Below are 19,307 nucleotides of genomic sequence, written 5' to 3'. Positions count from 1 at the left end.
TCCTCAGGGTCGGGTCGGCGGGTCGAGCAGCAGGACGGACGGGATCCGCTCGGGACGGGCCAGGCGCAGGAAGTGCATGCCGAAGCCCGCCATGCCGAGCATCAGCCCGGGGAAGAACCCCGACTCGGGTCCGGTCCGGGCCTCGGCGAGGTTCCGCCACTGGTTCTGGGCGTGCAGGTTGGCCTCCACGCGGAACGCGGGCTCCTCGCGGAGCAGCGCGTGCCGGAGCAGCAGCTCGGCGTTCCCGGACCGTCCGTGGCAGAGCGTGTCGTTCATCAGCCGGGGGAAGTTGCGGACGGTCGCGGTCAGCCCGCGGGTGGCTCCGCGCACCATGTCCTCGTCCTCGCGGCCGAGGACGTCCCAGGTCGCGAGGCGGGCGAGGCCGATCCCGGCCGAGCCGTTGCACCACGCGTTGGCGAAGTGCCGGTCGTTCCAGATCGGGCCGCCCGGCGAGGACCGCAGGTCGTACCAGTCCTGGACGAGCTCGTCGAAGTGCCGGTCCTCGTAGGCGAAGGCCCGGCGCGCGGCGTCGACGTAGGCGTTCCGCCCGGTGCGCTTGCCGAGCATGGCGAGCGCCCAGCCGACGCCGCCCGCGCCGTGCGCGAAGCCGGTGAGGTCGGCGAGCGCCGCGCCGCCGTCGTCGCCGGGCCAGGACATCGCGTCGCCGTCGGTGTTCGCCGTCTTCAGCAGGTGCTCGGCGCAGCGGATCGCCAGGCCCGCGCCGTGCCCGCCGGTCGTCTCGGCGAGCTGGATCAGGACGGGGATCAGGCCCGCGACGCCGAAGTAGACGTCCAGGCGGTCGTCCTGCTCGATGGCCGGGGCGAGGCCGTCGGCGAGGGCGACGGCCTGGTCGAGCAGCTCCCGTTCGTCCCACAGCCGGTGCAGGTGGAGGAGCGTGTAGATCAGCCCGCCGATGCCCGGGTAGGCGCCGAGGCGGCTCATGTCGGTGTGCTCCACCGCGTGCGCGAGGGCCAGCCGGGCGGTGCGCTCGAACTCCGGGCGCGGCCTCAGGTCGTTGAGGTGGGCGAGGAACAGGGCGATGCCGGCCGTCCCGTTGTAGAGGTCGGCCTCGATGTCCACCTCCTCGTGGCCGTCCTTGGTGACGATGTAGGACGTCCAGGGCGCGCCGGTGACCCGCGCCGCCGCGCACAGCCGCTCCGCGACGGCCTCGGCCTGCTCCAGGCAGGTCGCGGCGAAGTCCTCGCTGGTCACGTCGCCGCCGGCGAGCCCGGCGGAGATGTACTGCCGCTGCCTGCGCCGGTTCTCCTCGGTCAGCGCCATGATCCGCTCGGCCGCGATGTCCAGCGGCGCCGCCGCCAGCCGGACCGGGACGGCCTCGCCGTGGTCGTGCGTCACCCGGTCGGCGTCCGCGGGCGTGTCGAACAGCGGGATGTCCATCCGCCACATCGACTCGGCCTCCCGGTCCGGGCAGGCGAGGTCGTGGTCCCAGACGCGCGGGAAGTGCCGGACGGTGTCGACCAGCAGGTCGACCTCGATCGGGTCCATCAGGCAGCGCGGGTGCCGGGAGGCCAGCAGCAGCTGGGCGTAGATCTGCGTGCTCCAGTTGACGAACCGGACGCGCGCCCCGCCGAACAGCTCGCGCACGATCTTGACCGCGTCCTCGCCGCCCCGGGCGAACCACTGGTAGACCGCGTCGAACCCGGCGCCGACGTCCTCGGCGAAGTCCTCGGCGTGGGTGATCTCGCCGTCGACGAACACCCGGTTGTTCGCGCCCGGATCGACCAGCACGCCCGACACGTGCCGGACGGACGCGGCGAACGACGGGCCCCGGTCGTCCAGCTGCGGGACGCTGGTCGGCATCTCGTACGCGCCGCCGCCCGCGTAGCCCGACAGCCGCATCGAGCCCTCGGCGTCGGCGCGTCCGGACGGCCACTCGATCAGGCCGGTCCGGAACACCGAGTCCATCACGGTGCCCGCCCCGTCCGGACGCTCGCCGGGGACGGCCCCGAGGATCGTCTCGCCGTCGCAGATGAACGCGTGCCCGTCCGCGACCAGGATGTTCTCGAAGTGCAGGTCGCCGCCGCCGAGCACGTAGAACAGCGCCAGGTAGCCGCCGAGCTCGGCGTGCACGGCCGCCGCCGCGGCGCGGTCCGCGACGTGGTTGCGCCCGGACGGGATGAACGCCTCGTAGCCGTAGCCGTCCCGCGGCAGGACGGGCCGGGAGGCGAAACCGAGCGCGCCGTCGGTGCGCATCCGGTCCAGGAGGCCCTGGAGCGCGGCCTCGCCGTGGACGCTGCGCGGCTTGTAGACGAGCTTCTCGGGACCGTCCGCCGTCTCGACGGCGAGGATCACCACGCTGCGTCCGCCGGCGTGGTCGTCGCCGTGTCCGAGCGTCGCGCCCCGCACCGCCGTGACCGGCGTGCCGTAGAAGGCGGCGCCGACGTCCGCCGCGTCGGCGCGCAGCCGCGTGACCAGGTCGCGGCCGTGCCCGGTGAGCAGGTCGGTCACGTGCGCGAGCCAGCGCCCGAGGACGGGGAAGTCGAGGAAGAAGCGGTGGTGGTCCTCGGCGTCCCCGAACGTGCCGTCCAGATGCGCGGTGAAGTCGGCCTCGGACGCGGCCTCCGGGTCGATGCCGTGCTGCGCGCAGTACGCCTTCGCGTCGGTCTCGACCGCCCAGGCCATGGCCAGGCCGAACCGGCTGAGCAGCCGCTCCTGGAACCCGGTCACGAACCCCCGGTCGAACACCGGCCCGCCGTCGTCCTCGGCGAGGATCGCGGTGAGGCGGCGGTCGAGCTCGGCGAGGAAGGGCGCGCAGAGGATCGCGTGCCCGCCGTACAGCACCTCGGGCGCGCGCCACCAGGCGTCCGGGCCGGACGCGGCGTCGTCGCGCGGGCCGTCGAGCGCGGCGCGGTAGGTGGGCAGCCAGTCGGCGGCCAGCTCCTCCAGCAACCGGCCGACGGGCGAGTCGGCGGAGGCGAGGAGCAGCTCGTTCTGCCGGTAGGCCGTCAGGAGAGCGACCAGGTCGTCGTGTTCGTGGTCGTCGCGTCCGGGCAGGTCACGCCGTTTCGACTGGGCGCCGCGCTCGGCGAGCTTGCCTGCCTGCCGTGCGGCCATCCAGGTGTCGAACTCGCTGAGGGCGGGCGGGTCCTGCGGCGGGCCGAGCGCGTCCACCACCCGCCGCCGTTCGGCCAGGTTGGCGGCGCGGGCTGCGAGGTCGAGGCGGTGCTGCATCACGGACGGGTGCTCCTCGGAAGGGGACGGGCGGGAAAAGGTGAGGGACGGTGGGCCGGCCTCGGCCGGCCCACCGTCGTCACACTCGACCCCGCAGACGGACCGGGGGCCGTGGGGAGAGGGCCCGGCGCCTCACCTCGGACGCGCCGGGCAGGCACTTACTGGCCCTTGGTGGTGCCGTCGCAGACGATCGTGAACGGACCGAAGCTGCAGGTCGAGGAGCAGGCGTAGATGTCCACGGCCGCGACGCCCTCGGTCCAGTAGCCCAGCTGCTCGGCGTCGGGCTGCTCGACGCCCGCGGGGACCGCGGTCACGCCGAAGTCGGTGGGGCGCTCGAGCAGTTCGCTGCGGAAGTCGGCGTCGGCGGCGGCGTGACGAAGAATCGAGGTAGCGGTCATTTCTTCCTCCTTGGTGATTCGCATTACTGCGAGTTCTCTTCCGGCTGGGTCATGATTTCGGTGGTCAGCCGAATTCCAATGAGCTTCTCGATCGCGTGGATCTCCTCCACGGCGGTCACCATCTCGGTGATGTTGTTCTGCCAGGCGGCCACCTCCACTTCGTCGGGGGTCAGGGCGGCCGGCTCCCAGAAGGACTCCAGCCAGTCCTTGGTGGCCTGGGGGTGCACGCTCGGCACCGGTTCCGCGCGCACGGCCATGGGGAGGGGGTCGAGCGCCAGCGCGTTGGCCAGCGTCCTGGCCAGCGGCCCGTCCTGCTTGAGCAGCGAGCACAGCACCAGCAGGTGCTGGATCTGCCGGACGGTGTAGATGTTCTTGTGCTTGGTGACGTCGCTGGGCGGCTTCGGCCCGGTGCTCCACATCGCGTCTCCCCGTGGTCTGCCGGTGTCCATTTCCGTCGGTCTTTCCGGCGGTTTCCAGCCCGGTTCTCCCTGGCCGTGCGCCAGGTTAACAACGCCAAATGACACGGGTGAAGGGGTGGGTGGGCGAGGGTTTTATCGCGCGCAACGACGTTTGCCCTGTGAATTGTCGAGCAATTCACGGACCTGCGGGTCTGAGAGGTTGGGACCGATTTATCGGGGCCCTGGCGCGCATATGCGCAGGTGAGCGAGGGGTGCCGGAACGCGGGCGGCACTCCGCGCGGACGCGTCGGGAGGGGACGCGTCAGCTGGAGGCGCGGACGACCAGGTGGGGCGGGAGGATGACGACCGGCTCGTCCAGCCGCTCGCCGTTGATCCGGGCCAGGAGCAGCCGGGTCATCTCGCGGCCCATCTCCTCGGCCGACTGGTGCACGGTGGTGAGCGGCGGGTCGGAGAGGGCCGCGGACGGCGAGTCCTCGAAGCCGACGACCGCCACGTCCGCCGGGACGGCCCGTCCGTGCCGCCGCAGCACCCGCATCGCGCCGAGCGCCATCGGGTCGTCCGCCGCGAAGATCGCGTCCAGGCCCGGGTCGCGCGCGAGCAGCTCCTCGGCCGCCGCGATCCCGCTGGCCTCGCTGAAGTCGCCGTGCACGACCAGCTCGGGCAGCCCGGCCTCGGCGAGCGCGGCGCGGTAGCCGGTCAGCCGGTCGATGCCGACGCCCATGTCCTGAGGCCCGGCGATGGTGGCGATGCGGCGGCGGCCCCGGTCGACCAGGTGCTCGACGGCCTGCCGCGCGCCGCTGCGGTTGTCGACGTCCACGTACGACACCGGCTCGATGCCGGGCGGACGGCCGCCGAGGACGGTCGGCACGCCGCTCGCCTCCAGCCGTCCGGGCAGCGGGTCCTCGGCGTGCAGCGAGGTGAGCAGCACGCCGTCCACGTGCTGGGCGGTGAGGTACTGCTCCAGCCGCTCGTACTCGGCGGGGGAGCGGGCGAGGGCGAGCAGCAGCTGCAGGCCGGTCTCGTTCAGCGCCGCGCTGACGCCGCGGATCATGCCCGCGAAGAACGGCTCGTCGAACAGCCGCAGCTCGGACTCGGCGACGACCAGCGCGACCGTCTCGGTGCGCCGGGTGACCAGCGTGCGGGCGGCCCGGTTCGGCACGTACCCGAGCTCGTCGATCGCCGCGAGCACCGCGTCCCGCGCGCGGGAGCTGACCCGCGGCGAGCCGTTGATCACCCGGGAGACGGTGCCGCGGCCGACGCCCGCCAGCGCGGCGACCTCCTCCAGGGTGGGACGTGTTCCCCGTCCGGCCATCCCGCCCGCCCTCCCGTTTCCCCGTTACCCGCGGTCCCCGAGCCCGCCCCGGCGGATCACCTCCGCGTACCAGCGCGCGCTGTCCTTGGGCGCGCGGCGCAAGGTGGCGTAGTCGACGTGGACCAGCCCGAAGCGCCGTGAGTACCCCCACGCCCACTCGAAATTATCCAGCAGCGACCACGTGAAGTAGCCGCGAAGCGGGACACCCGCGGAGATCGCGTCATGGCAGGCGCGGAGATGGCCGTCCAGGTACGCGATGCGCTCGGCGTCGTGGACCGTTCCGTTGGACGGCTCCTCCTGGTAGCCCGCCCCGTTCTCGGTGACGCACAGGTCCACCGCCGGGTACTCCTCGTGCAGCCTGACCAGCACGTCCGTCAGCCCGGACGGGTCGATCTCCCAGCCCATCCCGGTCACCGGCCGTCCGGTGGACGGGAACCGCACGTGCCCGCTGCCCACCCACGGCGAATGCTCGGCGAACGGGGACGCCGCCGCCTGCGGGGCCGAGTCCGGATCGCCGCTGACGGTGTGCCGCGAGTAGTAGTTGACGCCGAGGTGGTCGATCGGCTGGTTGATGACCGCGAGGTCGGCGTCCGGCGGCGCGAACCCGAACCGCTCCACGTCCGCCAGGACGTCCTCGGGGTAGCGGCCGAGCAGCAGCGGATCCAGGAAGAACCGGTTCTGGAGGCCGTCCACGCGGCGCGCGGCGTCCACGTCGGCCTCCGCGTCCGACGCGGGCGAGATCGCGTACAGGTTCACGGCCGCGCCGAACCTGTTGTCCGGCCGCTCCGCGCGCATCGCCTGGACGGCCAGGCCGTGCCCGAGCATCAGGTGGTGCGCGGCGGACAGCGCGGCCCCCGGTTCGCGCCGTCCGGGAGCGTGGTCGCCGGACGCGTACCCCAGGAAGGCCGCGCACCACGGCTCGTTCACCGTCAGCCAGTTCCTCACCCGGTCGCCGAGGACGAGGTGCACCCGGGCCGCGTAGTCGGCGAACCGGTGCGCGGTGTCGCGAACGGGCCAGCCGCCCGCGTCCTCCAACGACTGCGGCAGGTCCCAGTGGTACAGGGTCGGCCAGGGCTCGATCCCCGCGTCCAGCAGCGCGTCCACGAGCCGCTCGTAGAACCCGAGGCCCCGGCCGCCGGGCGCCTCCGCGCGGGGCCACGCCACCGAGAACCGGTACGCGGTGAGCCCGAGGTTGCGCATGATCGCCACGTCCTCGCGGAACCGGTGGTACTGGTCGACCGCCACGTCCCCGGTGTCGCCGCCCAGCACCGCGCCGGGCCGCCGCACGAAGGTGTCCCAGATCGACGGCACCCTGCCGTCGGCGTCGGTGGCCCCCTCCACCTGGTAGGCGGCCGTCGCCGCCCCCCACCGGAACCCGTCCGGGAAGTCCACGCGCGCGCTCGTGCCCTGCTTGCTCGTGCCCTGGCCGTTAGCGCCCTTCCCGCTCATGCCTTGACCGCGCCTTCCATGATTCCTCCGATGATCTGGCGGCCGAACGCCACGAAGACCAGCAGCAGCGGCAGCACCGCGACCGTCGTGCCGGCGAACATGAGCGTGTAGTCGTTGAAGTGGCCGTTGGCCAGGTTGTTGATGGACAGCTGGACGGTCGGGTTCTCCGGGTTCAGCACCGCCAGCGGCCACATGAAGTCGTTCCAGGTCTGCATGAAGGTGAACAGGCCGAGCACGCCCGCCGCCGGGCGCAGCGCGGGCAGGACGACCCGCCAGTACACGCCGAAGGTGGTGCAGCCGTCCACGCGGGCGGCCTCGATCAGCTCGTCCGGGACGGCCTGGGCGGCGTACTGCCGCATCATGAACACCCCGAACCCGGTGACCAGGAACGGGACGATCACCGACTGCAGATGGTTCTGCCAGCCCAGCCGCACCATGATCATGTAGAGCGGGATGATGCCCATCTGGACCGGGATCATCATCGTCGCCACGATCGTCAGCAGCAGCGCGTTGCGCCCGCGGAAGCGCAGCTTGGCGAACGCGAACCCGGCCAGCGAGGCGAAGAACACCGTCGAGACCGTCACGCAGGACGCCACGACGAACGAGTTCAGCAGGCCCTTGGCGAAGTAGGCGTCCGGGTTGTCGAACAGCCGGTTCAGGTTGGACCCGAGGTGGCCGCCCGGCACCACCGGCGGCGGGACGTTCGCGACCACGTCGTTGGTGCGCGTCGCGACCACGAACATCCAGTAGATCGGCGCCACCGACAGCACCACCGCGACCAGCAGCGTCAGGTACGTCAGCGGGCTGGCCTCCCAGAGGCCGTGCAGCCGCCGCGCGGTCGACCGCGCGGGCCGGGACAGGGGAGCGGGGATCGTCATCTGGTGCCTCCCGCACGCCGGACGAACAGGAAGTTCAGCAGGGAGAACGCGATGATGAGCAGGAACAGCGCCCAGGCGATCGCCGCGCCGTACCCGTACCGGTCGTGGCCGAACGCGTTGTCGTACATGTACATCGTCAGCGTCTGGAACTGGTGCGTCGCGCCGCCGTCCATCTTGTTGGACGTCGCGCCGCCGAACAGCACCGGCTCGGTGAACAGCTGCAGCCCGCCGATGGTCGAGATGATCACCGTGAACAGGATCGTCGGGCGCAGCAGCGGGACCGTGATCTGCCAGAACTGCCGCATCCGGGACGCGCCGTCGATCGCGGCGGCCTCGTACAGGTCCTTCGGGATCGCCTGCATCGCGGCCAGGAAGATCAGCGCGTTGTAGCCCGTCCAGCGCCAGTCGACCATCACCGAGATCGCCGTCCACGACCAGGCGCGGCTCGCGTGCCAGTCGATGTGGCTTTGCAGGAGCCAGTTGACGAACCCGTAGTCGGTGTCGAACAGCTGGCCGAACACGATCGCGACCGCCGCCATCGAGGTGATCAGCGGGGCGACCACCCCGATCCGGAACACCGTCGCGCCGCGCATCCGCCGGTTGAGGGTGTTGGCGAGCAGCAGCGCCAGCAGCAGCTGCGGGACGGTCGAGAGCACGAAGATCCCCACCGTGTTCACCAGCGCGTGCCAGAACTGGTCGTCGCCGAACAGGTAGCCGTAGTTCCCGAAGCCCGCCCACTCGCGCGTCCCCGACGACAGCCCCCAGTCGTGCAGCGACACCCACAGCGTGTAGACGAGCGGGTAGCCGCCGAAGACGAGGAAGACGACGAAGAACGGCGCGACGAACAGGTACGGGCTCGCCTTGAGGTCGAGGCGGTCGAGCCGGGCCCGCCACCGGCTCGCCCGCGGCGCCCCGTCCGCCCGCGAGGACGGACGGACGGGACGCGTGTCCACACTGGTCATCGGGTCCCCCACCACCGGGGGAGCGCCGCGGACCGACCCGTGTCCATGAAGGTCACCGCGCGGCCTTCTTGGCCGCGTCGACGGCCTTCGCCCAGGCATCCTCGGGCTTGACCTTGCCCTGGCCCACCGCGATCAGGACGTTCTCCACCGCCTGCCGGACGTCCTCGTTCTTCGGGCCGAGGTGGACGGGCTTCACCGAGGACACCAGCTGCCCGAAGATCTTCCCGGTCGGCGCGCCGCTGAAGTAGTCGTTGGTCGCGCCGGACACGGCCGGGTCCTGCTCGGCCTTCACGTTGGACGGGAAGGTGTCCTTGTCCTTGAACGCGCCGACCTGGCTCTGCGTCCCGGTCAGGTACTGGGCGAGGGCGGCGGCCTCCTTCTGGTGCCTGCTCTGCTTCGGGACGGCCAGCCAGGACCCGCCCCAGTAGCCCGACCCGCCCGGCGTGGTCGCGACGTCCCACTTGCCCTTGCCGAAGTCGCCGGAGAACTGCTTGATGCCGCCGAGCATCCAGGACGGGCAGGGCACGGTCGCGAACGTGTCGCGCTTCAGCGCCGTCTGCCACGGCGGCGTGAAGATCGACATGTCCGAGGTCATCTTGTTCTGCTCGAACTTCAGCGTCGTGTCGAACGCCTGCTTCACGGCCGGGTTGGTGTCGAAGACGAACGTGTCGTCCTTGTCGAAGAAGCTGTAGCCGGGGCCGCTGCCCGCGTTCTGCAGGACGGTCGCGCGCAGGACGGCGGTCGGGCCGTCCAGCCACTTGGTGCCGGACACCTTGCCCTGGAACTTCTGGCCGGTCGCGAGGAACTGGTCCCAGGTCGGCCAGAGCTTGCCGACCTCGTCGCGCTCGCTGGGCAGCCCGGCCTTCTTGAACAGGTCCTTGCGGTAGCACATGGCGAGCGGGCCGACGTCGGTGCCGAGCCCGACGAGCTGACTCCCGTCCGGGCTGAGGCCGCTCTGCCACTTCCACGGCAGGAAGTCGCCCCGCATCGAGCGGGCCCCGAAGTCGAAGAGGTTGACGAACTTGGAGCGCTGCTGCATGTAGGTGGGCAGGATGCCCTCCTCCAGCGCGACCACGTCGCCCGCGCCGCTGCCGGTGGCGATCCACTGCTGGATCCGCGGCTTGTAGTCGTCCAGCGACGACACCTTGCGCTGCTTGACCGTGACGCCGGGGTGCGCCTGCTCGAACCCCTTGTAGAGGTTCTCGTAGCCGAACTCGCCGAACACGTCGACGGTCAGCGTGAAGTTCTTGCCGGACTTGGAGTCGTCGCCTCCGCCTCCGCATGCCGCCGCGAGCACGCCGGCCGTCGCCAGCACGGCCACGGTCCTCAGCCGGTAACCCCTCATGTGGGTCCCTCTCGTTCGTTCGTGGGTGGGAGTGTGGGAGCGCTCCCACGAAGCAAAGAACGTGACCCGGCTCACTGTCAATCCTCCGCAACGCAACCGTTATCAACGAGAACGCCCCGATCTCGGAGGATCGGGGCGTTCGGCGAGCTGCCCAGAGCCGGTCGCCGACCGGCCCGGGGGCTGGTCGGCGAGGTGCCCGGGATTAGTTGACGAGGTGCTCAGGGCTGGTGGGCGCCGGGGCGGCCGGGACCGGCGCGGGCGCCGTCGACCGGCGGACGACCAGCTCGGGACGGTAGAGCAGCTCGGTGCGCGGCGGACGTCCGCCCCCGACCTCCTCCAGCACCGTGCTCACCGCGGCCAGCGCCATCTCCCGCACCGACTGCCGGATCGTGGTGAGCGGCGGGTCCAGGTACGCGGTGAGCGGCGAGTCGTCGAAGCCGACGACCGACACGTCCTCCGGCACCCGCAGCCCGCGCTGCCGGACGGCCCGGATCGCGCCGAGCGCCATGATGTCGTTGCCGCAGCAGATCGCCGTGCAGCCGCGGTCGAGCAGCTTCTGCGCGGCGGCCTGCCCGCCCTCGACGGTGTACATCGTGTTCACGACCAGGCCCTCGGTGTCCGCGGACGGCCCGAGCAGCGTCGCGAGGCCGCGCCGGAACCCCTCGGTCTTGCGCCGGGTCGGGACGTACACGTCCTGCCCGATCGCCAGGCCGATCCGCCGGTGCCCGAGCGAGCCCAGGTGCGCGACGGCCGCCTCCAGCGACGCGACGTCGTCGTTGGAGACGAACGGCGCGTCGATGTCCGGACGGTGCCCGTTGACCAGCACGATCGGCAGGCCCTGCTCGGTCAGCCGCGCGTACCGCGCCCGGTCGGAGTTGGCGTTGGCGTGCAGGCCGTTGACGAAGATGACGCCCGCGACGCCGCGCTCCAGCAGCATCTCCAGGTAGTCGTCCTCGGCCACGCCGCCGGGGGTCTGCGAGCACAGCACGGCCATGTAGCCGTGCCGGGCCAGCGCGCTCTCGATGATCTCGGCGAACGCCGGGAAGATCGGGTTGGTCAGCTCCGGGATGATCAGCCCGATCAGCCCGGCGCGCTGCTGCCGCAGCCGCGCCGGACGCTCGTACCCGAGGACGTCCAGCGCGGCGAGCACCGACTGCCGGGTCGTCGCCGACACTCCGGGGCGGCCGTTGAGGACGCGGCTGACCGTCGCCTCGCTGACCCCCGCGTGCTCGGCGATGTCGGCCAGGCGCGTCGGCGTCGTCATGGCCACGAATTTACCTCCACCAGGCGGTCGTGTCGGGCGGCAGGACGAGGGTGCCGTCGGCCTCGCGCGTCACGGGTGCGCTGGACAGCAGCGTCTCGCCGGTGGCGGGGACGCGCACGGGCTCGGCGCCGGTGTTGACCGCGCAGCCGACGGACGTGCCGTCCGCGGCCCGCCGGGTGAAGGCGAGGGCGCCGTCCGGGACGTCCAGCCAGGCGAGGGCGCCGTCGCCGAGCGCCCGCTCGGCGCGCCGGATCCGCAGCGCCGTCTTGTACAGCGCGAGCGTCGAGTCCGGGTCGGCCTCCTCGGCGGCGACGGTCAGCGCGCGCCATTCGGGCGGCATCGGCAGCCACGTGGACGGCCCGGCGGTGAACCCGAAGGGCGGCTCGTCGCCGTTCCACGGGATCGGCACGCGGCAGCCGTCGCGGCCCGCGTCCTCGCCGCGTCCGGCCTGCGGGTCCCTGCGGAACTCGGCGGGCAGGTCGAGCACCTCGGGCAGGCCGAGCTCCTCGCCCTGGTAGACGTAGGCGGAGCCGGGCAGCGCGAGTGTGAGCAGCGCGGCGGCGCGGGCGCGGCGCAGGCCGGTCTCGCCGCCGCCGAACCGGGTGACGTGCCGCTTGACGTCGTGGTTCGACAGCACCCACGTCGCGGGCGCGGCGCCCGCGGCGCGCAGGGTCCCGTCGATGACGTCGCGGAGCTTCGCCGCGTCCCACGGCGAGCCCAGGTAGTGGAAGTTGAACGCCTGGTGCAGCTCGTCCGGGCGGGTGTACCTCGCGAGCCGCGCGGTGTCCGGCGCCCACGCCTCGGCGACGCCGATCCGCTCGCCCGGGTAGGAGTCGAGCAGCTTGCGCCACGCGCGGTGGATCTCGTGGACGCCGTCCTGGTCGAAGTAGGGCAGGACGGCCGTGCCGAGCATCTCGGACTGGCCGGTGTGGCCGACGTCGGGGAGCCCGGCGGCCTTGACCATGCCGTGGGCGACGTCGATCCGGAAGCCGTCCACGCCGAGGTCGAGCCAGAAGCGCAGGATGTCCTCGAACTCGGCGCGGACGCCGGGGTTCTCCCAGTTCAGGTCGGGCTGCTCGGGCGCGAACAGGTGCAGGTACCACTGGCCGTCCGGCACGCGCGTCCACGCCGGGCCGCCGAAGACCGACTCCCAGTCGTTCGGCGGCTCGGAGCCGTCCGCGCCGCGTCCGTCGCGGAAGAGGTACCGCTCGCGCTCGGGCGAGCCGGGCGCGGCGGCGAGGGCGGCCCGGAACCACGGGTGGTGGTCGGAGCTGTGGTTCGGCACGACGTCGACGATGACGCGCAGGTCGTGCGCGTGCGCGTCCGCGATGAGGGAGCGCGCGTCGTCCAGGGTGCCGAACAGCGGGTCCACGTCCCGGTAGTCGGCCACGTCGTAGCCGAAGTCGGCCATCGGCGAGACGTAGAACGGGGTGACCCACAGCGCGTCCACGCCCAGGTCGGCCAGGTACGGCAGCCGGGAGCGGATGCCCGCCAGGTCGCCGATGCCGTCGCCGCTGGCGTCCGCGAAGCTGCGCACGTACACCTGGTAGATCACCGCGTCCCGCCACCAGGCGGTGGTCGGCGTGTCGGTCATGTCATCCCTTCGGGTCACGTGAAGCCGGGTCAAACGTTCGTGCGGGGGGCGTTCCGGCGGGTCACTTCACGCTGCCTGCCGTGAGGCCCGCGACGATCCGGCGCTGGAACACGAGCACGACGACGATGAGCGGGACGGTCACGACCACGCCCGCCGCCATCTGCGTGCCGAACGGCTGGTCGAAGCCGGACACGCCGGTGAACTTGGAGATCGCGACCGTCGCGGTCTGCATCTCCTTGCGGTTGACCATCGACAGGGCGATGAGGAACTCGTTCCACGCCGCGATGAAGGTCAGGATCGCGGTGGTGAACACGCCCGGCGCGGCCAGCGGGACGATGATCTTCCGGAAGGCCTGGCCGCGGGTGCAGCCGTCCACCATCGCGGCCTGCTCCAGCTCGAACGGCAGCTGCCGGAAGAACGCGGTGAGCAGCCACACCGACAGCGGCAGCGCGAAGCCGAGGCTCGGCACGATCATCGCCTGGTAGGTGTTGATCCAGTGGATCCCGGTGAACAGCTTCAGCAGCGGGACGAGCTGGGACACGCCCGGGAACATCGTCGTCGCGATGATCAGGCCCAGCACGGCGTTCTTGAACCGGAAGTCCAGCCGGGCCAGCGCGTACGCGGTGAACACGCCGACGACCAGCGTGAACACGGTGGTGGTCCCGGCGACGATGACGCTGTTCAGCAGCGCCCGGCCGAAGCCGTTGTGCCCGCCGAACACCGCGCGGAGGTTCTCGGTCGAGACCGGCGACGGCACCGGCGAGTTGTCGAACTGGTCCTGGGGACGCCGCAGGGCCGAGGCGACCATCCAGTAGAACGGCGCCAGGCAGTAGACCGCGACGGCGGCCAGGCCGAGGTAGGACAGGACGCGCTTCACCGCTTCGCCGCCTTTCGCGTCCGCCGGGCCTCGCCGATGATGTCGGCGCCGAGGAGCTTGACGAACAGGTAGGCGATCAGCGCGATGTAGGCGAACAGGATCGTCGCGTACGCCGCCGCCGAGCCGTACCGCAGGTTCGTCGCCTCGAACCAGGCGAGCATGGTCAGGGTCTCCACCGACTTCTGGTTGACGCCGACGAGGACGGCCGGCAGGTCGAACATGCGCAGCACGTCCAGCATCCGGAACAGGACGGCGACCAGCAGCGCGGGCTTGATCAGCGGCAGCGTCACGTAGCGGAACCGCTGCCACACGCCCGCGCCGTCCACCTTCGCGGCCTCGTGCACCTCGCGCGGGATCATCTGGAGCCCGGCGAGCACGAGCAGGCCGATGAACGGGGACGTCTTCCACACCTCGGCGATGATCACCGCGAGCTTGGCGGGGAACCCGTCGGCCGTCCACAGCACCTGGTGGCCGATGACGGCGTTGGCCGCGCCGTCCGCCTGGAAGATCCACCGCCAGAGCAGGCCGGAGATCGCGGTCGGGATCGCCCACGGGACCAGGATGCTGGCCCGCACGAGCGACCGTCCGCGGAACGCCTGCTGCATGATCAGCGCCATCCCGACGCCGATCAGCGTCTCCAGGGTGACCGTGGTCAGGGTGAAGAACGTGGTGTTGCCGAAGGCGTTCCAGAACGCGTCGGCGCGGTCGCCCTGGAAGATGGACGTGTAGTTGTCGAGCCCGACGAACCTGTCGCCCTGGACGACGAAGCCGTTCGCGTCCAGCCCGCTGCCGCGGGCGTAGAGCGACTCGCGCAGCCCGGCGAGCACCGGGTAGCCGACGACCAGCGCCAGGACGAGAAGCGTGGGGGAGAGCAGGAGCGCGGCCATCCGCCGCTCCCCGCGCCGCACGCCGCCGTGGCGGCGCGGGCGCGAGGAGCGGGCGGCGGCGCGCCGGGCGACCCCGCTCACCTCGGCGTTCACCTCAGTGCTCACGGAAGGGCTCACTGCCCCGCGGTCAGCGTGGTCAGCTTGCCCTGGAGGTCGGTGAGCGCCTGGTCGACGGGCTTGCCGCCGTTGACCGCGTCGTACACCGAGCCCTGGATGGCGGCCGTGACGTCGCCGTACTTCACCACGACCGGGCGGGGCTTGGCGGTGGTGATGGCCTGCTTCAGCACCGGCAGGTACGGGAACTTCTTGGTCAGCTCCGGGTCGTCGTACAGGGACGCGACGGTCGGGGCCTGCGAGGTGGCCATCAGGTTCGCGCGCTGCGCCTGCTCACCGGTCAGGTACTTGATGAAGTCGAACGCGGTGGCCTTGTTCTTGGCGAACGCGGAGATCGCCAGGTTGTGGCCGCCGAGGTTGGCGACGCCCGGGCCGTTCTGGCCGGGCAGCGGCGCGACGGCGAACTTGCCCGCCACCTTGGACGAGCCGTCGGTCGCGTTCGCCATCGCGTACTGGTAGGGCCACTGCCGCTGGAACAGCAGCCTGCCGCCCTGGAAGTAGCGGCGTCCGCCCTCGGTGTCGAGGGTGACGGCCTCCTTCGGCATGTGGTCCTTGCGGGCGCCCGCGAGGAACTCGATGCCCGCCTTGGCCTGCGGGGTGTTCACGGTCGGCTTGCCGGACGCGTCGATGATCGAGCCGCCCTGGGCCTCGATCGCCTCGACCGCGCTGATCGTCAGGCTCTCGGTCTTGTTGACCTCGGTGAAGTAGCAGTCGACGCCCTTGGCCTCGGGCAGCGCCTTCACCTTGTCGCAGTCGGCCCACATCTCGGCGTAGGTCTTCGGCGGGGCGCTGATCCCGGCCTTGTCGAGCAGGTCCTTGCGGTAGTAGAGCATCCCGGCGTCGGAGGTGGACGGCACGGCGTACAGGTTGTCGCGGTACTGCCCGGTCGTGACCGTCGCGGGCAGCATCTTCGACAGGTCGATCTGGTCCTTGGGCAGCGGCGTGAGCCAGCGGTTCGCGGCGAACTCGGCGGTCCAGACGACGTCCAGGTTGAGGATGCCGTACGCGTCGGACTTGGTCTGCGCGTTCTGGATCATCTGCTGGCGCTGGTCGTTCGGCTCGTCCGGCAGCTCGACGACCCGGACCTGCTCCTTCGGGTGCGCGGAGTTCCAGGTGTCGATCTGCTTCTGCATGTTGCCCGACCGGTCCTTGCCGGTGACGAACGTGACCGGGCCGCGTCCGTCGAGCGCCGCGGACGGCGCCGCGGAGTCCTTCTTGTCGTCGCCTCCGCCGCAGGCCGTCAGCGCCGCGAGCGCCAGGCAGGTCAGCGCTCCGGCCGTGATGGTACGCCGCATGGGGGTCCTCCTCTGTGAAACGGGGATGACGTGTCACGCAGCCCGTTTCACCTGCTCCTGGTGGGGGTGGTGCGGCGACGGTAGCAACGGGCCGCAAGGGACGTAAAGTCCTTGCAGAAAGTTTCTGCAAGCCGACAATCGGGTCGCGGAGACCGGACGCGTGCGGGAACCTGCACGGGTGATGGCACCTGAGAGCCTCGTGACCGACCACACCGTCCTGGCGGTGGTCGTGGGTTCGCGCGCCTACGGCCTGGACACCGCCGCCAGCGACACCGACCGCCGCGGCGTCTTCGTCGCGCCCACCGAGCTGTTCTGGCACCTCGACGGGCCGCCGACGCACGTCACCGGCCCGCTGGACGAGCAGTTCTCCTGGGAGTTCGAGCGGTTCTGCGAACTGGCGCTGGCCGCGAACCCGACCGTCCTGGAGTGCCTCTGGTCGCCGCTGGTCGAGAAGGTCACCCCGCTCGGCCAGGAGCTCCTGGCCGCCCGCACGGCCTTCGTCTCGCTGCGCGCCCACCGGTCGTTCCTGGGCTACGCCGACTCCCAGTTCCGCAAGATGGAGAACCACGGGGCCCGCAACCCCAAACACGTCATGCACATGCTGCGGCTCCTGCTCAGCGGCCTCCACCTGCTGGAACACGGCGAGCCGCTGGTCCGGATGGACCAGCACCGGGACCGGCTGATGGCCGTCCGGGCCGGTGACTTGCCCCTGGAGGAGGTCGCCGCCTGGCGCGCGTCCCTCACCGCCCGCATGGACGAGGCGCTCGCCCGCACCCCCCTCCCCGCCGAGCCCGACCGCGCCCGCGTCGACGCCCTCCTCCACTCCGCCCGCCGCAAAAGCCTCACCGAACCCTGACCCGCCTTCGCCTGCGCCACTCCCGTGGGCGGGCGGTGCGTGGGGCGGGCGGCGCGCCGGTTTCGTGGAGGGCGGGGGGAACGTCGGTGGTGTCCCGTAGCGTGGGGCGCGTTCGTCACGTGTGTCACGGAGGGCTTCGCATGGCCTTGCCAGACCGTCCGCTCCTGCCCGGCCAGACCCGTGCGATCCCGCGCACGGTCAGCGCGGTCGCCGCCGCGCTCGAGCCGGGCAAGCGCGAACGCTTCCTGGCCGAGACGGGGAAGGCCGAGGGCCGCGCGCTGGACGCCGTCCTGGACCACTGGTGGATGGACGCCATGCTCGACCGCGTTCCCGGCCGCGAGCGGCGCGTGACCGACGCGCTCGCCGGGCGCGGCCTGCTCTCCCTCGAGGAACTGGCCGCCCGCAGGCCCCGGTGACCGACCCCGGGCGCGGGTGGACCGTCTTCTGCCAGGAGGAGGCCGCCGCCGATCTGCACGCCATGCCGCGCGTCCTCTTCGAGGACGTCCTGCGCTACTTCGTCCGGTTCGCCGCCGAGGCGGGCGACGCCGTCGACCTCGGCGCGCCCCCGCCCGGCTCCCCGCTGGACGGCACCGGCCTCCGCTTCGAGCTCTGCGTCCCCGGCCACCAGGTGATCGTCGAGTACCTCGTCGTCCACGACATCCGCGAGTTCCGCGTCACCGCCGTCCTCTGGCTCGGCTGAGAACGGGCCGATAAGTCCGTTTCGCGGACGCGGATGGTCGATCCACGCCACAATGTCGGCCGTTCGAGTCGATCATGAATGAGCGAGGAGGACAGTATGCGCAAGGTGTTTCCGCTGGTGGTGGCCGCTGTTGCGGTAGGCGCGGCCGCCTGCTCCTCAGGCGGGAGCGATGGCGCGCGGCTCAGTTCGTCGGACGCGAGCGACGCGGCGGCGACGAGTCCGTTCTATGTGGATCCGGGGACCCAGGCCGCGGCCTGGGTGAAGGCTCACCCGAGGGACGCGCGGGCGGCGAAGATCAAGTCGTCGATCGTCGCGCGGTCCAGCGCGAAATGGTTCGGGAACTGGAGCGGGGACATCACCCGCGCCGTTTCCGGATATGTGGGCGCGGCGAAGGCCAAGGGCAAGACGCCCATCCTCGTCGCCTACAACATCACCGACCGGGACTGCGGTGGGGCGTCGCACGGCGGGGCCGGTTCGTCGGCCGCCTACAGGACGTGGATCTCCAAGTTCGCGGGCGCGGTCGGCGCCCGTTCGGCGATCGTGGTGATCGAGCCGGACGCGGTCGCGCAGCTCGACTGCCTGAAGGGTGACGCGGCGAAGAATCGCACCGCATTGCTCAAGTACGCGACGCAGCAGTTCAAGAGCAGGGCGCCGAAGGCGAAGGTCTACCTGGACGGCGGAAACGCCCACTGGGTGGCCCCCGCGACCATGGCGAGCCGTTTGAACGCGGCCGGTGCGAAGAACGTCCGCGGCTTTTCGGTGAACGTCTCCAATTTCTTCACGACGGCCGAGTCGTCGGCGTACGCGCAGAAGATCAACGCGTCGTTGTCGTCGAAATACCATTACACCCGCGGCTTCGTCATCGACACCAGTCGCAACGGTCACGGCGGCACGCCCGGCAAGTGGTGCAACCCGGCGGGGGCCAAGCTCGGGACCGCGCCGCAGGCGGGCGGGTCCGGCTCGGACTACCTGCTCTGGGTCAAGGTCCCCGGTGAGTCGGACGGCCCGTGCGGCACCGGCCCCGGCGTCCAGGCGGGGACGTTCAGCCCCGACCTCGCGATGCGGCTGATCAACGGGCGCTAGCGCCGATGCCGAGGGCCCTGCTGGTCGAGGACGACCGCCGGTTCGCGGCGGCGCTGGTCAAGGCGCTGGAGCGGTGCGGGTACGACGTGGAGCACGCCGCCGACGCCGCGTCCGCGCTCGCCGCGCCGCCGTGCGACATCGTCCTGCTCGACCTCGGGCTTCCCGACCTGGACGGCCTGGAGGTCTGCCGGAGGCTGCGCGATCGCGGCGAGGTGGGGATCATCGTGCTGACCGCGCGCAGCACCGAGCGCGACCGGGTCACCGGCCTGCGCGCGGGGGCGGACGACTACCTCGTCAAGCCGTTCGGCATGGCGGAACTCCAGGCGCGCATGGAGGCGGTGCTGCGGCGGGCCCGGCCGCGGCACCACGACGGCGTGCGGGCGCTCGGGCGGCTCCTGGTCGACCCGGCCGCCCGCACGCTCACCCTGGACGGCGCGCCGGTCCGGCTGACGCCCAAGGAGTTCACGCTGCTCGCGCGGCTGATCCGCGAGCCCGGCGCGGTGGTGGAGCGCGAGACCCTGCTGCGCGAGGTGTGGGGGACGTCCTGGCAGGGACGGTCCCGCACCCTCGACGTGCACGTCTCGACGCTGCGCGCCAAGCTCGGCGACGCTGCGCGGATCGAGACCGCGCACGGCGTCGGGTACCGGCTCGCAGCGGGCGCAGCGGGCGGCGGGGACTGAGC

At 71.7% G+C, this 19,307-nt stretch carries 18 protein-coding genes; 5 read left to right on the top strand and 13 right to left on the bottom strand.

Translation table 11 applies throughout. From position 1 onward, the window contains the following. Positions 1-3: 3 nt before the first annotated feature. From P696_RS0120035 to P696_RS0119975, 13 genes are all read right to left on the bottom strand, one after another. The gene (locus P696_RS0120035) at positions 4-3,192 is read right to left on the bottom strand and encodes a type 2 lanthipeptide synthetase LanM family protein (protein WP_034485789.1); all 3,189 of its coding nucleotides are present in this window, start codon (positions 3,190-3,192) and stop codon (positions 4-6) included. A 158-nt stretch (positions 3,193-3,350) separates the two neighbouring features. After that, entirely contained in the window at positions 3,351-3,590 is a 240-nt protein-coding gene (locus P696_RS0120030; RefSeq protein ID WP_026413721.1) for a cinnamycin family lantibiotic, read from the bottom strand. Between the two features lie 23 nt (positions 3,591-3,613). Beyond that, the gene (locus P696_RS0120025; protein WP_157429812.1) at positions 3,614-4,009 is read right to left on the bottom strand and encodes a DurN family substrate-assisted peptide maturase; all 396 of its coding nucleotides are present in this window, start codon (positions 4,007-4,009) and stop codon (positions 3,614-3,616) included. A gap of 301 nt (positions 4,010-4,310) precedes the next feature. Beyond that, a complete protein-coding gene (locus tag P696_RS0120020) occupies positions 4,311-5,321 on the bottom strand; it encodes a LacI family DNA-binding transcriptional regulator (protein WP_026413719.1) in 1,011 nt (336 codons plus the stop codon). 24 nt (positions 5,322-5,345) lie between these two features. Next, a complete protein-coding gene (locus P696_RS0120015) occupies positions 5,346-6,770 on the bottom strand; it encodes a GH1 family beta-glucosidase (protein WP_026413718.1) in 1,425 nt (474 codons plus the stop codon). Next, complete coding sequence (locus tag P696_RS0120010) at positions 6,767-7,648, bottom strand: carbohydrate ABC transporter permease (RefSeq protein WP_051467903.1); 882 nt, start codon at positions 7,646-7,648, stop codon at positions 6,767-6,769. The genes P696_RS0120015 and P696_RS0120010 overlap by 4 nt, the downstream gene beginning before the upstream one ends. Next, positions 7,645-8,610 carry a carbohydrate ABC transporter permease gene (locus P696_RS0120005; protein WP_026413716.1) on the bottom strand — a complete coding sequence of 322 codons (966 nt, stop codon included), beginning with the start codon at positions 8,608-8,610 and terminating at the stop codon, positions 7,645-7,647. The genes P696_RS0120010 and P696_RS0120005 overlap by 4 nt, the downstream gene beginning before the upstream one ends. A 52-nt stretch (positions 8,611-8,662) precedes the next feature. Continuing rightward, positions 8,663-9,955, bottom strand: a complete 1,293-nt coding sequence (locus tag P696_RS0120000) for an ABC transporter substrate-binding protein (RefSeq protein ID WP_026413715.1) — start codon at positions 9,953-9,955, stop codon at positions 8,663-8,665. Between the two features lie 202 nt (positions 9,956-10,157). Continuing rightward, a complete protein-coding gene (locus tag P696_RS46835) occupies positions 10,158-11,219 on the bottom strand; it encodes a LacI family DNA-binding transcriptional regulator (protein ID WP_051467902.1) in 1,062 nt (353 codons plus the stop codon). 10 nt (positions 11,220-11,229) lie between these two features. Beyond that, on the bottom strand, positions 11,230-12,813 hold the full coding sequence (locus tag P696_RS0119990) for a glycoside hydrolase family 13 protein (protein ID WP_026413714.1): 1,584 nt from the start codon (positions 12,811-12,813) through the stop codon (positions 11,230-11,232). 61 nt (positions 12,814-12,874) lie between these two features. Next, positions 12,875-13,690 carry a carbohydrate ABC transporter permease gene (locus tag P696_RS0119985; protein WP_026413713.1) on the bottom strand — a complete coding sequence of 272 codons (816 nt, stop codon included), beginning with the start codon at positions 13,688-13,690 and terminating at the stop codon, positions 12,875-12,877. Further along, positions 13,687-14,682 carry a carbohydrate ABC transporter permease gene (locus P696_RS0119980; protein ID WP_211245802.1) on the bottom strand — a complete coding sequence of 332 codons (996 nt, stop codon included), beginning with the start codon at positions 14,680-14,682 and terminating at the stop codon, positions 13,687-13,689. The genes P696_RS0119985 and P696_RS0119980 overlap by 4 nt, the downstream gene beginning before the upstream one ends. Positions 14,683-14,690: 8 nt before the next feature. Further along, positions 14,691-15,986 carry an ABC transporter substrate-binding protein gene (locus P696_RS0119975; RefSeq protein WP_034485787.1) on the bottom strand — a complete coding sequence of 432 codons (1,296 nt, stop codon included), beginning with the start codon at positions 15,984-15,986 and terminating at the stop codon, positions 14,691-14,693. Between the two features lie 181 nt (positions 15,987-16,167). Between P696_RS0119975 and P696_RS0119970 the strand changes: the two genes are divergently transcribed. The 5 genes from P696_RS0119970 to P696_RS0119950 all read left to right on the top strand — a co-directional run bounded on the left by P696_RS0119970 (position 16,168) and on the right by P696_RS0119950 (position 19,305). Further along, the gene (locus P696_RS0119970) at positions 16,168-16,842 is read left to right on the top strand and encodes a nucleotidyltransferase domain-containing protein (RefSeq protein ID WP_084337825.1); all 675 of its coding nucleotides are present in this window, start codon (positions 16,168-16,170) and stop codon (positions 16,840-16,842) included. Between the two features lie 140 nt (positions 16,843-16,982). Continuing rightward, positions 16,983-17,258: a hypothetical protein gene (locus P696_RS0119965; RefSeq protein WP_034485784.1), complete on the top strand. Its 276-nt coding sequence runs from the start codon at positions 16,983-16,985 to the stop codon at positions 17,256-17,258. Further along, on the top strand, positions 17,255-17,542 hold the full coding sequence (locus P696_RS0119960) for a hypothetical protein (protein ID WP_051467901.1): 288 nt from the start codon (positions 17,255-17,257) through the stop codon (positions 17,540-17,542). The genes P696_RS0119965 and P696_RS0119960 overlap by 4 nt, the downstream gene beginning before the upstream one ends. Positions 17,543-17,638: 96 nt before the next feature. Next, a complete protein-coding gene (locus tag P696_RS0119955; RefSeq protein WP_034485782.1) occupies positions 17,639-18,625 on the top strand; it encodes a glycoside hydrolase family 6 protein in 987 nt (328 codons plus the stop codon). 5 nt (positions 18,626-18,630) lie between these two features. Then, positions 18,631-19,305, top strand: a complete 675-nt coding sequence (locus P696_RS0119950) for a response regulator transcription factor (protein WP_026413706.1) — start codon at positions 18,631-18,633, stop codon at positions 19,303-19,305. The last annotated feature ends 2 nt before the right edge of the window (positions 19,306-19,307 follow it).

This window comes from Actinomadura oligospora ATCC 43269, from assembly GCF_000518265.1.
Lineage (GTDB): Bacteria > Actinomycetota > Actinomycetes > Streptosporangiales > Streptosporangiaceae > Spirillospora > Spirillospora oligospora.
Note: the sequence above shows the minus strand (reverse complement) of the source record. Positions and strands in the feature narration are given on the sequence as shown.